Origin of the sequence: uncultured Aquimarina sp. (assembly GCF_947496855.1) — a bacterium.
Classification (GTDB): domain Bacteria; phylum Bacteroidota; class Bacteroidia; order Flavobacteriales; family Flavobacteriaceae; genus Aquimarina.
In genome coordinates, this window is the sequence record NZ_CANMED010000001.1 from 296,600 (window position 1) to 315,806 (window position 19,207).

13 protein-coding genes are annotated in these 19,207 nt (G+C 33.1%); 5 read left to right on the top strand and 8 right to left on the bottom strand.

The window, feature by feature from the left end; genetic code table 11:
• Positions 1–111 precede the first annotated feature (111 nt).
• The gene (locus tag Q0921_RS01355; RefSeq protein WP_299252162.1) at positions 112–1,989 is read left to right on the top strand and encodes a peptidase M61; all 1,878 of its coding nucleotides are present in this window, start codon (positions 112–114) and stop codon (positions 1,987–1,989) included.
• Positions 1,990–2,055: 66 nt separating this feature from the next.
• Here the strand turns inward: Q0921_RS01355 and ppk2 (Q0921_RS01360) are convergent, their stop codons facing one another.
• From ppk2 (Q0921_RS01360) to Q0921_RS01380, 5 genes are all read right to left on the bottom strand, one after another.
• Positions 2,056–2,847: a polyphosphate kinase 2 gene (gene ppk2, locus Q0921_RS01360; RefSeq protein ID WP_299252163.1), complete on the bottom strand. Its 792-nt coding sequence runs from the start codon at positions 2,845–2,847 to the stop codon at positions 2,056–2,058.
• Positions 2,848–2,850: 3 nt separating this feature from the next.
• Positions 2,851–3,696, bottom strand: coding sequence for a polyphosphate kinase 2 (ppk2, locus tag Q0921_RS01365; protein WP_299252164.1), 846 nt, complete (start codon positions 3,694–3,696; stop codon positions 2,851–2,853).
• Positions 3,697–3,763: 67 nt separating this feature from the next.
• Entirely contained in the window at positions 3,764–5,482 is a 1,719-nt protein-coding gene (locus tag Q0921_RS01370) for an NAD(P)/FAD-dependent oxidoreductase (RefSeq protein ID WP_299252165.1), read from the bottom strand.
• A gap of 162 nt (positions 5,483–5,644) precedes the next feature.
• A complete protein-coding gene (locus Q0921_RS01375; protein ID WP_299252166.1) occupies positions 5,645–6,097 on the bottom strand; it encodes an SRPBCC domain-containing protein in 453 nt (150 codons plus the stop codon).
• Positions 6,090–6,419 (bottom strand): helix-turn-helix transcriptional regulator, encoded by a 330-nt coding sequence (locus tag Q0921_RS01380; RefSeq protein ID WP_299252167.1) that lies wholly within the window; start codon positions 6,417–6,419, stop codon positions 6,090–6,092. Before Q0921_RS01380 ends, Q0921_RS01375 begins: the two co-directional genes overlap by 8 nt.
• A gap of 201 nt (positions 6,420–6,620) precedes the next feature.
• Here Q0921_RS01380 and katG point away from each other — a divergent pair, with 201 nt between their 5' ends.
• The gene (gene katG, locus Q0921_RS01385; protein ID WP_299252168.1) at positions 6,621–8,828 is read left to right on the top strand and encodes a catalase/peroxidase HPI; all 2,208 of its coding nucleotides are present in this window, start codon (positions 6,621–6,623) and stop codon (positions 8,826–8,828) included.
• A 74-nt stretch (positions 8,829–8,902) separates the two neighbouring features.
• Here katG and Q0921_RS01390 read toward each other — a convergent pair whose 3' ends face one another.
• Both Q0921_RS01390 and Q0921_RS01395 read right to left on the bottom strand, forming a co-directional pair.
• Positions 8,903–10,276, bottom strand: a complete 1,374-nt coding sequence (locus Q0921_RS01390; RefSeq protein WP_299252169.1) for a S41 family peptidase — start codon at positions 10,274–10,276, stop codon at positions 8,903–8,905.
• 374 nt (positions 10,277–10,650) lie between these two features.
• The gene (locus Q0921_RS01395) at positions 10,651–11,184 is read right to left on the bottom strand and encodes a hypothetical protein (RefSeq protein ID WP_299252170.1); all 534 of its coding nucleotides are present in this window, start codon (positions 11,182–11,184) and stop codon (positions 10,651–10,653) included.
• 440 nt (positions 11,185–11,624) lie between these two features.
• Here Q0921_RS01395 and Q0921_RS01400 point away from each other — a divergent pair, with 440 nt between their 5' ends.
• The 3 genes from Q0921_RS01400 (at position 11,625) to Q0921_RS01410 (ending at position 18,264) form a co-directional block, all read left to right on the top strand.
• Positions 11,625–13,484: a DNA topoisomerase IV subunit B gene (locus Q0921_RS01400; protein WP_299252171.1), complete on the top strand. Its 1,860-nt coding sequence runs from the start codon at positions 11,625–11,627 to the stop codon at positions 13,482–13,484.
• A gap of 28 nt (positions 13,485–13,512) precedes the next feature.
• Complete coding sequence (locus Q0921_RS01405; protein ID WP_299252172.1) at positions 13,513–16,194, top strand: DNA gyrase/topoisomerase IV subunit A; 2,682 nt, start codon at positions 13,513–13,515, stop codon at positions 16,192–16,194.
• A gap of 636 nt (positions 16,195–16,830) precedes the next feature.
• Positions 16,831–18,264 (top strand): T9SS type A sorting domain-containing protein, encoded by a 1,434-nt coding sequence (locus Q0921_RS01410; RefSeq protein ID WP_299252174.1) that lies wholly within the window; start codon positions 16,831–16,833, stop codon positions 18,262–18,264.
• Positions 18,265–18,571: 307 nt separating this feature from the next.
• Here the strand turns inward: Q0921_RS01410 and Q0921_RS01415 are convergent, their stop codons facing one another.
• Positions 18,572–19,150 (bottom strand): alkylphosphonate utilization protein, encoded by a 579-nt coding sequence (locus Q0921_RS01415; RefSeq protein WP_299252176.1) that lies wholly within the window; start codon positions 19,148–19,150, stop codon positions 18,572–18,574.
• Positions 19,151–19,207 lie beyond the last annotated feature (57 nt).

A 19,207-nucleotide genomic window follows, 5' to 3' on the forward strand; every position in this document is an offset into this window, starting at 1 on the left:
GTAAATAATGATCAAAAATAGGTTAAAGTCTATACAAATTATATATTTTGCGCGACCAAAGTTGTAACACTCACTAATTTTTTGCGTCTAGCATAATAAATAATTAAATACATGAGGAACATATTTATTACACTATCCATTAGTCTATTACTAATTGGATGTGGTTCTATTAATCAAGCAAACGACATAGCTTCTAAATCACCAATTGCTACAGAGGTAGATTTAACAAAAATAACCGACGACAAAGTTCCTGTTGTTATAAACCCAGGGCGTTTTGTTCAGGATACAGTAAAATACTACTTGCCAAAAGTAGTACAAGGAACGTATGCAGTTAGTGATTTCGGAAAATTTGTGGATGATTTTAGAGCATTAGATTATAATGGAGTAGAGTTGATTACCGAAAAAGTAGATACGAATACTTGGTTAATTACAAATGCTAAACAATTGGATAAAATTGTATATCAAGTAAATGATACATATGATATAGAAAACACTAATGTAGAAACACCTTTTTCTCCATCTGGAACAAATATAGAGACAGATAATTTTGTATTGAATCTACATGGGTTTATAGGATATTTTGATGTATTGAAAAATAATCAATACGCGCTGGAAGTAAAAGCGCCAACCGATATGCAAAGAACTTCTGCATTACAGAATGTTGGATCTGAAAAGAATGAGGATGGAACCATTACTACGGATAAGTATTTTGCTGCTAGATATTTTGATATTACAGACAACCCGATGATGTACGGCAAGTTAGATGTAGAGGAATTCGAAGTAGGAGGTATCAAAATTGTTTTAAGTGTTTATTCTCCCAATAAAGTTTATACAGCTGCAGGAATTAAAGAAACCGTTTTTAAAATGATGAAGGCGCAAAAAGCGTATTTAGGAGATATCGATAGCACACCTCGATATGATATCTATTTATACCTTGCACCTCAATCACAAACAGCACCTACTGGTTTTGGAGCACTGGAGCATCATACATCCACAGTTGTTGTGCTACCAGAAGCAATTCCAGAAGATGCATTGACATCAGCAATGATCGATGTAGTGTCTCATGAATTTTTTCATATAGTTACTCCATTAAGTGTGCATTCTGAAGATGTGCATTATTTTGATTATAATGATCCTACTTTCTCTAAGCATTTATGGATGTACGAAGGGGTTACAGAATATTTTGCAAGTGTTTTCCAAATTAATCAGGACTTAGTGGAAGAAGCTGAGTTTTATACTAAAATGATGGGCAAAATTGAATCTGCCAATAGGTATGATGATTCAATGAGTTTTACCGTAATGAGCGAAAATATTCTGAATGAACCTTACGCTAAGAACTATGCTAATGTTTATGAAAAAGGAGCTTTGATCGGTATGTGTATTGACATATTGATAAGAAAGGAAAGTGATGGAAATCGCGGTATTTTATCGCTAATGAAGGAATTATCATTAAAATATGGTAAAAACAAACCTTTTGAAGATGATAAGATTATTGAAGAAATTACTGCCATGACATATCCTTCGATAGGAGAGTTTCTGAAAACTCATGTGATAGGTACTACTCCAATTAATTATAATGAGTTTTTTGAAAAAGTAGGACTTTCTATTGGTGCTAAAGATATAAAAACTGATTATGTTAGAAATGGTAGTGAAATTATAGTTGGTGGAGATCAAGATAAAGGAACTATTTTCTTTACAGAATTAGTAGCTGAAAATAGTTTTTGGGCAGATAATGGGGTGAAAGCATATGATGTAATAAAAGAACTTAATGGAACCAAGTTAACTTTAATAAATGCTAATTCTGTATTACAGGGAACACTGCAGTGGAAAGAAGGTGATGATGTAGAAGTAAAGTTAGATAGAGGAGGAGAAGAGGTTGTTATAAAAACTAAATTAACAAAATCTTTTACAAAAGGAATAGTGTTAAGTGATATTGAAACTCCGTCAAAAGATCAATTAGCATTAAGAAAAGCTTGGTTAAAAGGATAAGTATAGGAAAAGAAAAGACATAAACAGAGAAAAAACGGGTTAATATGACCCGTTTTTTATAAATAGTTATTCATATGGGATTTTGTCCAAAACATGTTGAATCGCTTCAATTCTTGCTTTTGTTTTTTTATCGGCTTCAATGATAATCCAAGGAGACTTTTTTGTATTCGTATGTTCGAACATCTTTACTTTATACTTAGTATACTGATCCCATAATTTTTGAGCGCTTTCATCTACTTTGGTCATTTTCCATCTTTTTAGAGGACTCATTTTTATATCCTTAAATCTGCGTGCTTGTTCTTCTTTGGTAATGGAAAAGTAGAATTTAATGAGATAGGTGTCGGATTCTAATAACATCCTTTCGAAATCATTTACCTGTCCCATAAAGGTTTCATATTGCTGTTGCGTACAAAAATTATTTACTGGCTCTACAACTGCTCGATTATACCAACTACGGTCAAAAAAAACAATTTCTCCTGGCTGAGGGAGTTGATTGACATACCGCTGAAAGTACCATTGTCCTTCTTCTTCTTTTGAGGGTTTAGATAATGCAATAATTCGGAATTGTCTTGGATTAATGTGAGCAGTTATTCTCCTTATCGCTCCTCCTTTTCCAGCAGCATCACGACCTTCAAAAAGTATTACAATTTTCTTTTCTTTTTTTACAGCCCATTCTTGTAATTTAATTAGCTCTGCCTGTAATTTTTTTAACTCTGTTTCATAATGGGCCATCCGAATTACCTTTTGTAAATCGGTCTTTTTGTCTGCAAAAAGATATTTCAGACCAATACGAGAATTTAAGAGTATTAGGTTTTCTTCAGAAAGATTTATTTGTTTATTTTTTTGAGTTTCTGACATGTCTTAAATATCTATTTGTTCAATAAATCTATAATATCGTAAAATGACATTTGGATCAGGTATAATTGTTGTTTTTGCTTTTGATCTTCCCATATAATCAAATTGAGAAAGTACATATCTCATACTTTCTAATCTGGCGGTTTTTTTATTATTCGTTTTAACGATAACCCAAGGACTAAACGTAGTATGAGTTTTGGAAAACATTTGTTCTTTATAATGGCTGTATTTATTCCATAGGTTTTGCCCTTCCATATCCACAGGACTAAATTTCCATATTTTAAGAGGGTCTTTTAATCTGGCATCAAAACGTTTTTTCTGTTCTTCTTTAGAAATAGAAAACCAGAATTTTATAACAATGATACCATCTTCATAAAGCATATGTTCAAATTCTGGTACTTGTACCATAAATTTTTTATACTGTTTATTAGTACAAAAACCCATTACAGGTTCCACTACAGCACGATTGTACCAACTACGATCAAAAAAAACGATTTCACCAGGATTTGGTAATTCTTTAATATATCTTCTAAAATACCATTGTCCTTTTTCTATTTCAGTAGGTTTTGTTAGTGCTACTATTCTCATAGAACGAGGGTTAAGATGTTCTGTAAAACGTTTTATAGAGCCCCCTTTTCCGGCAGCATCACGACCTTCAAAAATTACAGCTACTCGTAGTTTCTTTTTAGCGATCCAATTTTGAAGACTCACTAACTCTGCTTGTAAGAATCTAAGTTCTTCTTCGTATCTGATTTTAGCTAATATTTTTTTTATATCAATATTTTTTTGATGGGCTAAATCGATAAGTTGTTTCCGTTTTTGAACGTTACTTAATTCTTCTATTGTGAACATATATAATTAAGATTTATTTTTGGCGAAGTATTGTTATAAAGATAAGAAGAAAATTTATTTGTTTCTACTATTTTATATCTGGAAATCCACCAATACCAGCTGCTAAGCGATCTTTTTTTACTTGAATCTTTTTTTTCATCCAATCAGGGTATTCACTAGCGTCTTCTGCTTCATAAATCCTAATATTCTGATTGTTATCCGGTAATATAAGATCATCCTGTCTGCAATTAAGAATTTTTGCCGCAGTCTCTACTCCAGAATAACCTGCTCCAGCTACTCCATGAGATAATACACTGGCACCACATAAATATAAGTTTTCAATTTCACTTTTTGATTTGTAAGCAAAAGGTCCAATTTGCCAGAAACTTTTTTCTGTTCCATATACACAACCATTAGTAGAGTTAATATAGTATTCGTTGGTTATTGGAGTGCCTAGTTCCTTTTGTACAATTTTGTCGCCAATTCCTGGAATTACTGTTTCTAAAGTTCTAATCATTTTTTGGATTAGTCGATCCTTAAAAGCTAGATAAGATTCAGAACGCGTGTCATCTTCATTTTTAAAAGCACTAAATGATTTATGATTGATATATGTAATTGCCTCTATTGTATGATATCTACCATCAAAACTTATTGGGTCTTTAAGTGTTGTGCAGCTTATAAACATTCCAGGAAATGTATCGTCTTCTAAAAGATCTATTTTTTGAGTTTCCTCAAATACCCTGTCAAGATCCTCGTTATTCATCATCCAAATATTACCGGAATCTAAACCCGCTTTTCGAACGTCCATATCTACAGTTAAGAAAAGCATTAGCGAAGTACAAGAGTATTTTGTTTTATCAAGACGCTTACTTAGTTTTTTACTGATATTATTTCTTCCCACTAAATCAAGAAATGTTTTATCAGGGTCTGCATTAGAGATAATTCTTTTGGCAAAAATTTTATCACCATTTTCTAATTGTACTCCAATAGCTTTCTTTTTCTTATCTCCTTCAAGTAAAATTTGTTTTACTTTTTGACTAGTCCTTATTTCTCCTTTATGTTTTTTAATAGTATTGGTCATGGCTTTAACTAACGCACCACCACCACCAACAGGATAGTAACCACCACTGGAGTAATGTCCCATAACAGCCGCGTGTAAGGGAAAACTAGTTTTAGAAGGGGGTAAACCATGATCTCCAATCTGTATATTTAAAACAGCCTTAAGTAGTGGGCTCTTGATATGCTTTTTTATTACTTTTCTTAAACTAAAAACACTGTATTTCCCCATGTTCTTAGTACGAAAAGGTATTGTGAGATGGGCCCAAAACCCTTTTACTTTAGGTATTAATTGCAGCTCATAGCATACATCACTAACGAGCTTCAGATAATTTGCAACCCCTTTTTCTTCTTCAGGAAATCGTTTAGCCAATACTTCTTTTATGTTTTCATATCCAGCAGGCATATCTATACGTTCATTACCAATCCAGCAGTGTTCATAGGCTTTAGGATTCATTCTGAAAAAAGAAATGTCATTAGCAATACCAAGTCCTTCATAAAGTTTGCTTGTGGATTCTCCTTTGTTTAGCAAGCCAACATAATGAACTCCAGGTGTAAAACGGTACCCATTTAGATAAAAACTATGACACCATCCTCCAGGAACATCATGCTGTTCTAATACCAATACCTTTTGACCCGAACGAGCCAAACATATTGCTGCAGAAAGCCCTCCTGCACCTGAGCCAACTATAATAGTATCATACTCTTTATTTCGATCGAGAGAGTTTTTAGCATCTTTTTCTTTTTTCATAAACTTAATACCAATAATTACAACCTGTTTTCTTTAGCAGTTTTTTGTTAAAGGTATTATTTTTTTAAGATAGCGAAGAAATAGCGCACTAGTATATCTTATTTTTTCAATATTAAATCCTGAATAGTAATAATTCCTAGGCAGTTATGGTCTAACGTTATTCTAACCTGAAACATTTACAAAAGCTCCTAGTCTATCAAAAACAGATCCCCAACCGTTCATAAAGCCCATCCTTTCTTGTTGTAGGCAATATTCCTCAGTAGCGTGAACAACATTAAAAGTAAAATTAGTTTTGTCTCCATCTTCTTCAAACAGTGCTTGTATTTCTACACCTTCAGTCATCGGTTTGAAATTAGCTGATGAAATTATTTTTTGAAACTCTATAATTTCTGTATAAATACCATCTGCAATAAATTCATTACCATCTGGCATTAGCATAGCGTATTTCCATGTTCCACCTTTGTTAAAATTATGTTCTATGATTTTAGTTTCCATGCCTTTTGGCCCCCACCATTGTGCAATATGTTCTGGCTGTGACCAAGCCTGCCATACTAATTTAATAGGTGCGTTAAATGTTCTTTTTAAGCATAATGTGCGATTGTTTAAATTATTCATTGTCTTTTGTTTTAGATTGTAATTGGTTTAAATAATTTTCGAAGGAATCCAATTTTTCCTCCCATAAATTTTTGTATTGATCTATCCATAAAAAGGCGGGGACTAAGTTTTTTGGTTGAATTAAACAATATCGTTCTCTACCTTGTTTATTTATGGAAATGATACCGCATTCCTCTAGAATTTTTAAATGCTTTGAGATTGCAGGACGACTGATGTCAAATTTTTCTGCGATAGTATTAATGGAGAGTGTTTGTTCTGCTAAAAGGGAAATAATATCTCTTCTTACAGGATCTGCAATAGCTTGAAATACGTCTCTTCTCATTATTAAATGTAACTGATTGGTTACGAATATAAATGTAATCATTCGGTTACGCAAATATTTACTGGAATAATTTTATAATGATTATTTACGAAGTATAGATATTATTGATTGTTGATTCATTTAAATATATGATTAATCTATACAAAGTAAAATGGCAATTCATTAAATTTGAGAAGACGTACTTTAAAACTCAATAAAATTATGGATAACACAGGAAGTTACAATATTAATGAAGAGAAAGATATCAGCAAGTGTCCTTTCATGGGCGGAGCTGCAAAAGGAGCTGCAGGTCAGGGTACCGTAAATCGTGATTGGTGGCCTAACGAATTAAAATTAAATATTCTTCGCCAAAATGGAGCAAAGTCTAATCCGATGGGAGATAATTTTGACTATGCAGCAGCATTTAATAGTCTTAATTATGGTGAGCTTAAAGCGGATGTTATAGCTTTAATGACAGATTCTCAAGATTGGTGGCCAGCAGATTATGGCCATTATGGAGGATTTATGATTCGTATGGCGTGGCATAGTGCCGGTACGTATCGAGTGGGCGATGGTAGAGGTGGAGCTGCTACGGGTAATCAGCGTTTTGCACCTCTAAATAGCTGGCCAGATAATGGTAACTTAGATAAAGCACGTTTGTTGTTGTGGCCTATTAAGCAAAAATACGGTAAGAAAATTTCTTGGGCAGACTTAATGATTCTCGCAGGTAATTGTGCAATAGAATCTATGGGGTTAAAAACATTTGGGTTTGCTGGGGGTAGAGAAGATGTATGGGAGCCAGAACAAGATGTGTATTGGGGAGACGAGACAGAGTGGTTAGCTAATAAAGAACGTTTTGCGGAAGGCGACCTTGAAGGGTATCTTGGTGCAGCTCATATGGGATTGATATATGTGAATCCAGAAGGTCCTAATGGTTCATCAAATCCTTTAGAAACAGCCAAACTTATGAAAGAAACGTTTGGACGAATGGCTATGAATGATGAGGAAACTGTTGCGCTTACTGCTGGTGGTCATACCTTTGGTAAGGCTCATGGTGCTGCTGATCCGGATACCTATGTGGGTGCCGAACCACATGGGGCTTCCATTGAAGAAATGAGTCTGGGTTGGAAAAATACTTACGGAACAGGAGTGCTAGATGATGCTATTACTAGTGGTTTAGAAGGTGCTTGGACGCCTAATCCAGATAGATGGGATGATGATTACTTCAAAGTGTTATTGGATTACGATTGGGAGTTAATAAAAAGCCCAGCAGGAGCAAGTCAATGGACTCCAAAAGCGGATTCAGGGGCGCCAAATGCACCGACTGCTGGTGATGCTTCAAAAAGACAAGCATTGATGATGACTGATGCTGATATGGCTTTAAAAATTGACCCTGATTATTTAAAAATTTCTCAACGCTTTAGAAATAATCCAGAAGAACTTGAAGATGCTTTTATTAGAGCTTGGTATAAGTTAACCCATAGAGATATGGGACCTGTGTCTCGCTATTTAGGTCCTGAAGTTCCAAAAGAAGAATTAATTTGGCAAGATCCTATTCCTACAGGAACATCCCTTAAGGATTCAGATACTATCTCTTTAAAAAACATGATTTCTGTTTCTGGACTAACAGTTTCGGAGTTAATAACCACAGCTTGGGCATCTGCTTCTACATATAGAGGTTCTGATAAACGTGGTGGTGCAAATGGAGGACGTCTCCGTTTAGAACCGCAAAGGAGCTGGGAAGTAAACAATCCAAAGGCTTTATCGAAGGTTTTAAATATTTATCAAGGTATTCAAAAGGATTTTTCTGGTAATGTTTCTATTGCAGATCTTATTGTGCTTGGGGGTAACGTTGGTTTAGAACAAGCAATTAAAAATTCAGGATTCAATATATCAGTTCCTTTTACAAGTGGCAGAGGAGATGCAACACAAGAACAAACAGATGTTGATTCGTTTAGACATTTAGAGCCTTTGGCAGACGGATTTAGAAATTACTTAAGAGGTGATTTAAAATTAGCTGCGGAAGAATTGTTAATTGATCGTGCACAATTATTAACGCTATCTATTCCAGAAATGACTGTTCTCGTTGGAGGTTTAAGAGTGTTAGGTACAAATTATGATGGTTCTAATAATGGAGTGTTTACCGATAATGTTGGTACATTAACCAATGATTTCTTTACAAATGTTTTAGATTTCACTTATACTTGGAAGCCTACATCAACAGATGATGCTTTGTTTGAGGGTAGTGACCGTAGAACGGGAGAGGTTAAATTTACTGGTACTAGAGCTGATCTTATTTTTGGTTCTAATACAGAGCTAAGAGCTATTGCCGAGGTGTATGCTTCTGAAGATGCAAAAGAAAAGTTTGTACAAGATTTTGTGGCAGCTTGGTCTAAGGTTATGAATCTAGATAGATTTGATCTGAAATAAAGATAAAATTATAAATCAGTTATATTTTTAAAAAGGTGATCTTTGAGTAGATCACCTTTTTTATCATTCACTATTTAGTTTATTTTTTCTAATAATTGATCTAAAATTTCATCAGTTTCATCAAGTAAATGATCTCTTATAAATATATCAGGTATTACACCTTCTTGTTTTTTGCTACCATTAACACGAACAATATATCCTTTAGGCACTTTTACTACAATTCCCGTATTTGGTAATGAATATTGAAATAGTGATGCATAAAGAGACGGATAATCTCCTGTTTCTTCTCCTACAATAGTTCCAAATTTATAATCTTGAATTTGAGCTGCTGTAACAGCAGATTGTGAGTGAGATTGCCTATTAATTAGGACATAAACCTTGCCATGAAATCTTTTGTTTTTTTCTTGCGGTTGAAACTCTCCGAAGTCATAATTATAAACCTCATTGTCAGTATGATTCAAAATATTTTTAAAATAAGTATCTGTAGTATCATTATGTTTTCTGGTATGTTCCTTAAGAAACTTGCTTGTTTTTATAGTGAGTTTGGAATTCCATCGAAATGGTTTGTTGGCAATATAAGAAACCAGATAATCACTAAAAGAATTATCTCCACCAGCATTATTTCTTAGATCAATTATTAAATTTCTTTTTCCACTTTTATTTATTTTTGAAAACGCAGAATCAATAAATTTCTGATAGGCCTTTTCATCGCCTCCAAAATTTCCTGGGTTTAAGTAACTTGAAGTTTCAAAATATTGTAGAGACATTTTAGTATTTAAAACTTCCGTTCTTTTCGTTTCATACCCATCAATTAGGTTCACAGCATCTATTAGGTACTTTTTAATTTTTTCTTTATCCTGTGTTTCAATCTCGAAATGATCTTGTTTACCAAATACTTGCCAATAATATCTAGGAAAAGAATAGACTTCAATTTTTACGTTTTTTAAGTAGGTCCTTTCCGCAGATATTTGTGGATATATTTTAGAAAGAATGTCTTTCATAGGTATTCCATTGATGCTTAGAATCTCTGCGCCAACTTTAATTTCTGGATTGTTTGAAAAGTTCTTCCGAATTAAATTTTTCCCATTTTCAAAAGATATTTCAAGCGGGAAAACGGTTCCTTTGTTATATGCATATTCTTTATAAGAATTGATAGGAAAATCTATTTCTGTATGTCCATTGTTTATTGCAGAGGTTAGTTTTTGGAATAAATTTGTTACTTGTAATAAATTTAAAGAATCTTTATGGATTGTTTTTTTTATCTCACTATATGCAGAGTCTAATTCCTTCTTGGGTGTGTAAGCATAAATGTTATAATGAGCTTCTTTTATTGATTTGTTTAGGTAGTCTAAATCGGCTAATATCTTTTCTTTTGCAAATTGTTGCGAAAAACTATTATTAAATATAAAAAAGGTGATTATAGAGGAGAGAATGAATTTATTAAACATTGTTTTTTCTATGTAAGATGTTGATGAAAGTGTGTAGGTATAACTTTTAGTTTTGTAATTACTTTGTTTGGTAGTTATGCCATATTATTATTCAAAGTACCCAATATAGTAAAGTCCAATAAATTATTATTCTTATTTAAGATCTTTTTGTGGTAAACGTATGTTACATGATATATGTTTATTAATAAATGAATTAAAAAAACAATCAAGTTTACATTGTATTGATAAATTTTATTGAAAATAAATTATTGGTGTTTATGGATAACAACAGAAACAGCATCTGCAGTAATTTGATTTACATAAGGAAATATCGTTGCGCCTATATCTGAATTGTCATAAGAATTAGTATAAAAGTTCTCTCCATAAACTTTAAATCATAAGGTGTCACCAGATTCAAAACCTAAACTAGTAAAAAACGAAGTAGAAAAGGTAAGAGCCGCTGGGTTAGCAGTATTTCCTATAACGGCCGAGAAATCTGTATAAAGTTTATTGCTTACATCATCACTGTTGTGATAAAAGCTTCGCATTCGTTTAACCACCAAGTCTTCTGTATCTAGTCTAGTAACTGTAAGAACTATAAAATTATCATTAATAACCGCGGTATTTTCTAGAATGATACTATTGGATATTTGACCAAGTTCTAATTTATTAGGAATTAATGTGAATTTCCTAACATCTTCGTGCTCGACATCAAATACCTTGTGAATACCGAAACCTTCTTTTTCATAGATTAGGGTATAGGTTGTTCCGTATAGAGCATTTTTTAAAGAGTAATTTCCGTTTATATCAGTAGTAGCCGTAATTAGGGGAGAGGTTCCTTCTACTATTACTGTCATTCCAGAATTATCGATCTCGGTCATTTCATCGTTTAATAAGTTTGCATTTCCATTGATATTATTAATAATCACTGATGTAGCGTCGTCGTGACTACTGCAACTTATTACAACGAAAAACTAAAAGTAAAATTGATTTTGTTCTCATAATGAATTGTGTTTAAGTAAAGAATTTATCTAACATTAATTCTAAATTCAAGATTAGGATAATGTGCAGGAATAAGATCTTTTATATTGATAAATAGATGTTTATGAGGTTTTTTTAAAGTGTTAAATTGTTTTTCAGAAGAGATATAAGGGTTTTTCCGTGTTTTCAAGTATTTTTCTTTTTCTCTGTAAATAATTCAAAATAAGGAACACTCATGATCTTATGTTTTTTGATGTATTTTGAGCTAATTCATTGTGGGTCAAATAATCAACAAAAACCATGTTAGAATTGTTAATTACTTTGTAGGATGTCTATTTTAATTGTGTAAGTGAAACCTTATATTAGCAAGCATTCTACCCAAAATTTTATGAGCAAGGAAACCAAATATACCGAAGATAATATACGATCCCTCGATTGGAAAGAGCATATCCGTATGCGACCTGGAATGTATATAGGTAAACTAGGTGATGGATCTTCAGCGGATGACGGAATCTATATTTTAGTAAAAGAAGTACTCGATAATTCTATAGATGAATATGTGATGGGTGCTGGTAAAACTATAGAGATTTCTATTCAAGGGGATAAAGTGATTGTTCGAGATTATGGTCGTGGGATTCCACTTGGTAAAGTTGTTGATGTTGTCTCTAAGATGAATACTGGTGGGAAATATGATTCCAGAGCTTTTAAGAAATCAGTAGGGTTGAACGGTGTGGGTACAAAGGCAGTGAATGCATTGTCTAAATTTTTTAGAGTAGAATCTACTAGAGATGGTAAATCTGCCTCAGCAGAATTCGAACAAGGAAACCTTACCAATCAAGAAACTTTAGATGAAACTTCTCGTAGAAGAGGTACCAAAGTTTCTTTTGTTCCAGATGAAACTATTTTTAAGAATTATAAGTACCGTACTGAGTATGTTGCTAAAATGCTTAAAAATTATGTATATCTAAATCCTGGATTAACCATACTTTTTAATGGCGAAAAATATTTTTCAGAGAATGGACTGAAAGATTTACTTTCTGATAATATAAGTGAGGAAGATCGATTGTATCCTATTATTCACCTAAAAGGTGATGATATTGAAATCGCAATCACACATAGTAAAACACAATATAGTGAAGAGTATCATTCTTTTGTAAATGGTCAGAATACTACACAAGGAGGAACGCATCAAGCTGCTTTTCGTGAGGCTGTTGTGAAAACAATTAGAGAGTTTTATGGTAAAAACTATGAAGCTAGTGATATTCGTAAATCTATAGTATCTGCTATTAGTATTAAGGTTATGGAACCCGTTTTTGAGAGTCAGACCAAAACCAAATTAGGTTCAACAGATATGGGAGGTAATTTACCTACTGTTAGAACATATATAAATGATTTTCTAAAGACAAAACTGGATAATTTTTTACATAAGAATTCTAATGTAGCAGAAGGTATACAGCGTAAGATATTGCAAGCAGAACGTGAACGTAAAGATCTTTCAGGAATAAGAAAATTGGCTCGTGAACGTGCTAAAAAAGCGAGTTTACATAACAAAAAACTAAGAGATTGTCGCGTTCATCTTACAGATAGTAAGAAAGATAGGAATTTAGAGAGTACATTATTTATTACAGAGGGAGATTCTGCAAGTGGATCCATAACGAAGTCAAGAGATGTAAATACACAAGCGGTTTTTAGTTTACGTGGTAAGCCACTGAATTGCTATAATATGAGCAAGAAGATTGTGTATGAGAATGAAGAGTTTAATTTATTGCAGGCGGCACTTAACATAGAAGAATCCTTAGAGGATCTTAGATACAATAATATTGTTATTGCTACAGATGCCGATGTCGATGGAATGCACATTAGACTTTTGTTGATTACGTTCTTTCTACAGTTTTTTCCAGAAGTTATTAAAGAAGGGCATTTGTATATTTTACAAACACCATTATTTAGAGTCAGAAATAAAAAAGAAACTATCTATTGTTATTCTGAACAAGAAAGAAGAGACGCTATAGCTAAATTATCTGGAAAACCAGAAATTACCCGATTTAAGGGGTTAGGAGAGATTTCTCCAGATGAATTTGTGCATTTTATTGGAGATGATATTCGTTTAGATCCTGTAATGTTAGATAAAGAAAAACCTATTGAAGAGTTACTATCTTTTTATATGGGAAAAAATACACCTAATAGACAAGAGTTTATTATAGAGAATCTTAAAGTAGAGTTAGATACTGTAGAAGAAGAATTATAAGGATACAAAAAGTGCCCCGGAAAAAGGTATGGATATAGAAAACGAAAACGAAGAACTACATAATGAGTTAACTCCTGAGGAGCATCAGCCTCAAGAAGTGATTACTAAGGTTACCGGAATGTACAAGGATTGGTTTCTGGATTACGCATCCTATGTAATCTTGGAACGAGCAGTGCCATCAATAGAAGATGGGCTGAAACCAGTTCAACGTAGAATTCTACATTCTATGAAAGACTTAGATGATGGTAGATATAATAAGGTGGCGAATATTGTAGGACATACAATGCAGTACCATCCACATGGTGATGCTAGTATTGCAGATGCAATGGTGCAGATTGGGCAAAAAGATCTGTTGATTGATATGCAAGGTAACTGGGGTAATATACTCACTGGTGACCGAGCAGCAGCTTCTAGGTATATAGAAGCACGATTATCTAAGTTTGCATTAGATGTAGTATATAATCCTAAAGTAACGGATTGGCAATTATCCTATGATGGAAGAAAAAAGGAGCCGATTAATTTACCTATAAAATTTCCATTATTATTAGCACAAGGAGCAGAAGGAATTGCAGTAGGGCTGAGTACTAAAATTCTACCTCATAATTTTTTAGAATTGATAGATGCTTCTATTAAGCATTTACAAGGTAAACGGTTTACAATTTTACCAGATTTTCCTACTGCAGGAATTGCAGACTTTACTAATTATAGTGATGGTAATCGTGGAGGTAAAGTTAGGGTACGTGCTAAAATTTCTCAATTAGACAAGAACACGTTGGTTATAAGTGAGATACCTTTTTCTACTACAACTTCTAGTTTAATAGACTCTATCCTAAAAGCTAATGAAAAAGGTAAGATAAAAGTAAAGAAAATAGAGGATAATACAGCGGCAAAAGTAGAGATACTAGTTCATCTTCCTGGTGGTATTTCTCCAGATAAAACTATTGATGCATTATATGCTTTCACTAGTTGCGAAACTTCAATTTCCCCACTCGGTTGTGTAATTGAAGATAATAGTAGACCTAATTTTATAGGAGTCTCAGAAATGTTAAGGCGCTCTACCGATCACACCGTAGAATTGCTTAAAAAAGAATTAGAAATTCAGTTAAATGAATTACAGGAGCAATGGCACTTTGCATCATTGGAAAGAATTTTTATCGAAAATCGTGTTTATCGCGAAATTGAAGAAGAAGAAACCTGGGACGGAGTTATAAAGGCAATTGATAAAGGTTTACAGCCACATATAAAACATTTAAAACGAGCTGTTACCGAAGAAGATATTGTTCGTTTAACGGAAATTAGAATTAAAAGAATCTCGAAATTTGATATTGATAAGGCGCAACAGAAGATTGACGCTTTAGAAGAGGATATTGCTCAAGTAAGACATCATTTAGCACATCTTATTGAATATGCTATATCTTATTTTAAGAGATTGAAAAGTACTTATGGTAAGGGATGGGAGCGAAAAACTGAAATAAGAATTTTTGATGACATTGAAGCAACTAAAGTAGTTATCAGAAACACCAAGCTCTATGTAAATCGAGAAGAAGGATTTGTAGGGACATCACTGCGTAAAGATGAATATGTAACAGAATGTTCTGATATAGACGATATTATTTGTTTTACTGCAGATGGTAAACTTATGATTACTAAAGTCGATGCTAAAACTTTTGTCGGGAAAAATATTATTCATATTGCGATATTTAAAAAGAAAGATAAGCGTACAATTTATAATATGATTTATCAAGATGGTAGAGGAGGAGCGGCTTATGTAAAGCGATTTGCAGTTACTGGAGTAACAAGAGATAAAGAATACGATTTAACACAAGGAAAAAAAGGTTCTAAAGTTATTTATTTTACTGCTAACCCTAATGGAGAAGCAGAAGTGATAGCTATTTTTCTGCGTCAAGCAGGAAGTGTTAAGAAACTGAAGTTCGACCTTAATTTTTCTGACCTTTTAATAAAAGGAAGAGGTGTAAAAGGAAATATTGTTACTAAATATAATATCAAGAAAGTAGAGCTAAAGGAGCAAGGGGTTTCTACTTTAAAACCTCGTAAAATATGGTTTGATGATACTGTGCAACGATTGAACGTAGATGGAAGAGGAGAGTTGCTCGGTGAGTTTAAAGGAGAAGATCGTTTATTGATAATTAATCAAAAAGGGATAGCAAAAGCTATTGTTCCTGAAATCACAGTACATTTTGATTCTGATATGGTGGTGCTGGAGAAATGGAAACCTATGAAACCTATTTCTGCTATTTATTGGGATGGAGAAAAAGAAAAGTATTATGTTAAACGATTTTTAGTTGAAAATGGAGATCGCGAAGAGGTGTTTATTTCGGATCATCAGAAGTCATTTTTAGAAATTATCTCTACGGATCATAGGCCTGTTGCAGAAATAATATACAATAAGTTAAGAGGGAAAGATCAGAAACCAAATGATGAAATAAGTTTAGAAGATTTTATTTCGGTAAAAGGTATTAAGGCACAAGGAAACCAACTTACCACAGAGAAAGTAAAGCAAATAAATTTATTGGATTCATTGCCTTATGAAGAACCCGAAGAATTACCTGCAGAGGAAATAGAAGTTGTAGGGGAAGAAGATGTAGTATCAGTAAATCCTCAGGAATCTACCGATGCCTCAGCCTCTAAGGATATAAATTTAGATAATAATGATTCTGATCCCGACGGGGAACAAGCAACTCTGTTTTAAATTAGAGATAGCGTTATACTTTAAGGGTGTAAAATTTAGAAAAAAGAAAACCTATCTTTTTCAGTGTTTTATTTTATACCAAACATATTTTTTTAACCTGAAATAATGGTAGGTTCTTTTTCGTATTTATTTGTAATACTTATAGATTTGAAAATTTAGTTGTATTGAGTATGTCAAAGCATCAAAGCACTTAAGTTGACTGTGTTTTCTTACATATGGTTGTAAGGTGTTGATTTGTAGTTATATTGTGTGGAGTACTGAAACTATTTTCTAAAAACAAAACGACTCTGCGTCTTATAAGAGACACAATTGTTTTGGGCGTACCACAGTTTTATTATAAAATTTATATGTGATCACAAGGTTGTGCTTGTGGTTTATACTGAGTGAAATCGAACGGCTACAATTCCTCATGCTTTGCCATAAAAAGGCTCAGGTTGCGGTATTTTTTACTACAATTCCTTACACAAAACAAAAGGAAATTTGTAGTGCATCTTATCTTTTGTAGCAATTTTGTCTAATTGAATGGTAGCTTAAGAATGCAGAAACAACCAAGTAGCTTTTTACGCACTTTATTTTATTGAAAAAACGATAAAATTCTTCTTTAATTTACATTCCAAACCAAATCAAAAATTTAGAATGAAAATCTTAACCGCGTTTATTTGCTTTTTTTTCTGCGCTCAACTCTCAGCACAACGATCTAAAAAACCTTGGTCTAATCCGGAAAATTATAAAGAAGAGGTTATTGAATCGATAAAAAATAGCCCTCAGATAATCCATCCTGAGCTATATTTTAATAAAAATGAATATATTCATACGGATAAAAATAAAATGGATATCAATTCTAAAATAACAAGTGATTCTTTTGTAAACGGAATAAATATTGCCTGGGTAAATTTTGGTAAAGATGTTGGATTGGATCCAGATTTTCAGACTCAATACCATCCGGATATGGAAAAATTCAATGAGATTATGACTGCTGTATCAGATGCGGGAGGAAATGTAATACGATGGTGGTATCATACCAATGGTTCTACAAACCCAGTTTTTGATGATGATAAAAAAGTTACTGCAAATCCAGCTTTTTTTTATGATGATATAAAAAGTATATTGGATCTAGCAGCTTCCAAAGATTTAAAAATACAAATATGCTTATGGTCTTTTGATATGTTAAAAGATCAATGGAATGTGGATGCAGCGGCAAATAAAAAATTACTTACGGAAGAAATATATTTTCAATCTTATATTGATAATGCATTACTACCATTGGTAAATGAAATAGGAGATCATCCAGGATTGTATGCATGGGAGATATTCAACGAAGCAGAAGGAATGACTGTTGAATACGGAAATCATTGGGCTGGATTTATCGAACGAGTATCGATAGTAGATGTGCAAAAGTTTATTAATAAAACTGCAGCAGCTATAAGAGCAGAACAGCCAAACGTAAAAATCACTAATGGAGCACTTGGTTTTCTGACTTCTATTGATGATCAGGAAAAAGGGTATGAGAATTTATATTCTGATGAAAAATTAAAGGAAAAAGGAGGCGAAGAAAAAGGATATTTGGATTTCTATAACATACACTATTATAATTGGGCCGGTATGGATGGTTCACCATTTCATAATGAGTATAATCCTGAAAAATTAGACAAAGAAGCTGTCATAGCAGAATATTATCCCGATGATACCTTTGGGGTGAGTTCGGTAGATATGATAATATCTCTTATGCAAAACGGATGGCACGGATCATTACTTTGGTCATGGACAGATAGATCTTGGGATGTTATGGAGCCAATTATAGCTAGCGCTACAGACTATATATTGTCTGTAGAGGAGAATGATTATAATGGTGTTCGTATATATCCTAATCCTACTAAAGGGGTAGTGAATATTATAGGATTAGAATTGGAGTCAGAGGTAACAATTGAAATTATAGACCCTACTGGGAAAGTTGTAAAAAAACAATTGTATAGCCCTGCTACCGAATCAATTGATATTTCTAATGTTGCTAAAGGGGTGTACTATATAAATTTCGGTAACAAATTATCGAAAATGATTTTAAAACTTTAGTTTATTATTAGTAAAACTTTGTTTTGAAAAGGTGCGCAGCAACGAACTTACTCTCGGGTCATGCGGTTTCTAAAATAGATAATTAGGGCTCGTATTGATTTTAGATTATCATTGTTCCTGGAGCCTTATTTCTGAATTTGAAAAATATTGTTGGTTTAATGCCTCAGTTTTAAACGAGGATCATTTATCCGATATAAATTATGAAAGTTAAAATTAATTCAAGACAACATTTTTATATATTTGATTTTTAATTAATTAAATAGCATTTAGTGAAGTTTTTGTTTAATAGCAAGAGAGATGTGCATATTTAAGATTTCTTAACAAATTTAGTCAAGATCACAATATGCTGACCACTCACTTTGCCTTCTATATGCTCGGGGTTATCGTGTACTAAAGAAATATTACGAACAGCTGTACCTCTTTTAGCAGTGAAATTAGCGCCTTTCACATTCAGATCCTTAATAAGTACAACACTATCTCCTGATTGTAGTGTAGCTCCATTAGAATCCATATGTTTTACTGTAGTTCCTTCATCCTCGCCTTCTCCTGTAACTTTTGCCCAAGTTAAAACATCCTCTTCGAGGTATAACATGTCCAGGAGATCTTGTGGCCAACCTTCAGAACGTAATCGAGTAAGCATTCTCCAAGCTATTACTTGTACACCAGGAACCTCGCTCCACATACTGTCATTAAGACATCGCCAGTGATTAGTATTCATTGTTGATGGATCTTCTATTTGTCCTTTGCAAGTTACACACACTAAAATACTAGAGTCTAACCCTACATTAGGAGATTCAGGAATATCATATACTGATGTGTTCTCGGCAGTATTACACAGTTCACATGAGGCTCCACTTCGGTTTTGTAGTTCTTTTAATTTACTCATTTGTTTTATTCAATAAGTGAGGTGACTTTTATTGGTTTTCGCAAAAATGCGATATTT

Bases quoted from the DNA above. Each gene is read 5' to 3' on its own strand.
- Q0921_RS01355 (WP_299252162.1), top strand. From the start codon at position 112: ATGAGGAACATATTTATTACACTATCCATTAGTCTATTACTAATTGGA.
- ppk2 (WP_299252163.1), bottom strand. From the start codon at position 2,847: ATGTCAGAAACTCAAAAAAATAAACAAATAAATCTTTCTGAAGAAAAC.
- ppk2 (WP_299252164.1), bottom strand. From the start codon at position 3,696: ATGTTCACAATAGAAGAATTAAGTAACGTTCAAAAACGGAAACAACTT.
- Q0921_RS01370 (WP_299252165.1), bottom strand. From the start codon at position 5,482: ATGAAAAAAGAAAAAGATGCTAAAAACTCTCTCGATCGAAATAAAGAG.
- Q0921_RS01375 (WP_299252166.1), bottom strand. From the start codon at position 6,097: ATGAATAATTTAAACAATCGCACATTATGCTTAAAAAGAACATTTAAC.
- Q0921_RS01380 (WP_299252167.1), bottom strand. From the start codon at position 6,419: ATGAGAAGAGACGTATTTCAAGCTATTGCAGATCCTGTAAGAAGAGAT.
- katG (WP_299252168.1), top strand. From the start codon at position 6,621: ATGGATAACACAGGAAGTTACAATATTAATGAAGAGAAAGATATCAGC.
- Q0921_RS01390 (WP_299252169.1), bottom strand. From the start codon at position 10,276: ATGTTTAATAAATTCATTCTCTCCTCTATAATCACCTTTTTTATATTT.
- Q0921_RS01400 (WP_299252171.1), top strand. From the start codon at position 11,625: ATGAGCAAGGAAACCAAATATACCGAAGATAATATACGATCCCTCGAT.
- Q0921_RS01405 (WP_299252172.1), top strand. From the start codon at position 13,513: ATGGATATAGAAAACGAAAACGAAGAACTACATAATGAGTTAACTCCT.
- Q0921_RS01410 (WP_299252174.1), top strand. From the start codon at position 16,831: ATGAAAATCTTAACCGCGTTTATTTGCTTTTTTTTCTGCGCTCAACTC.
- Q0921_RS01415 (WP_299252176.1), bottom strand. From the start codon at position 19,150: ATGAGTAAATTAAAAGAACTACAAAACCGAAGTGGAGCCTCATGTGAA.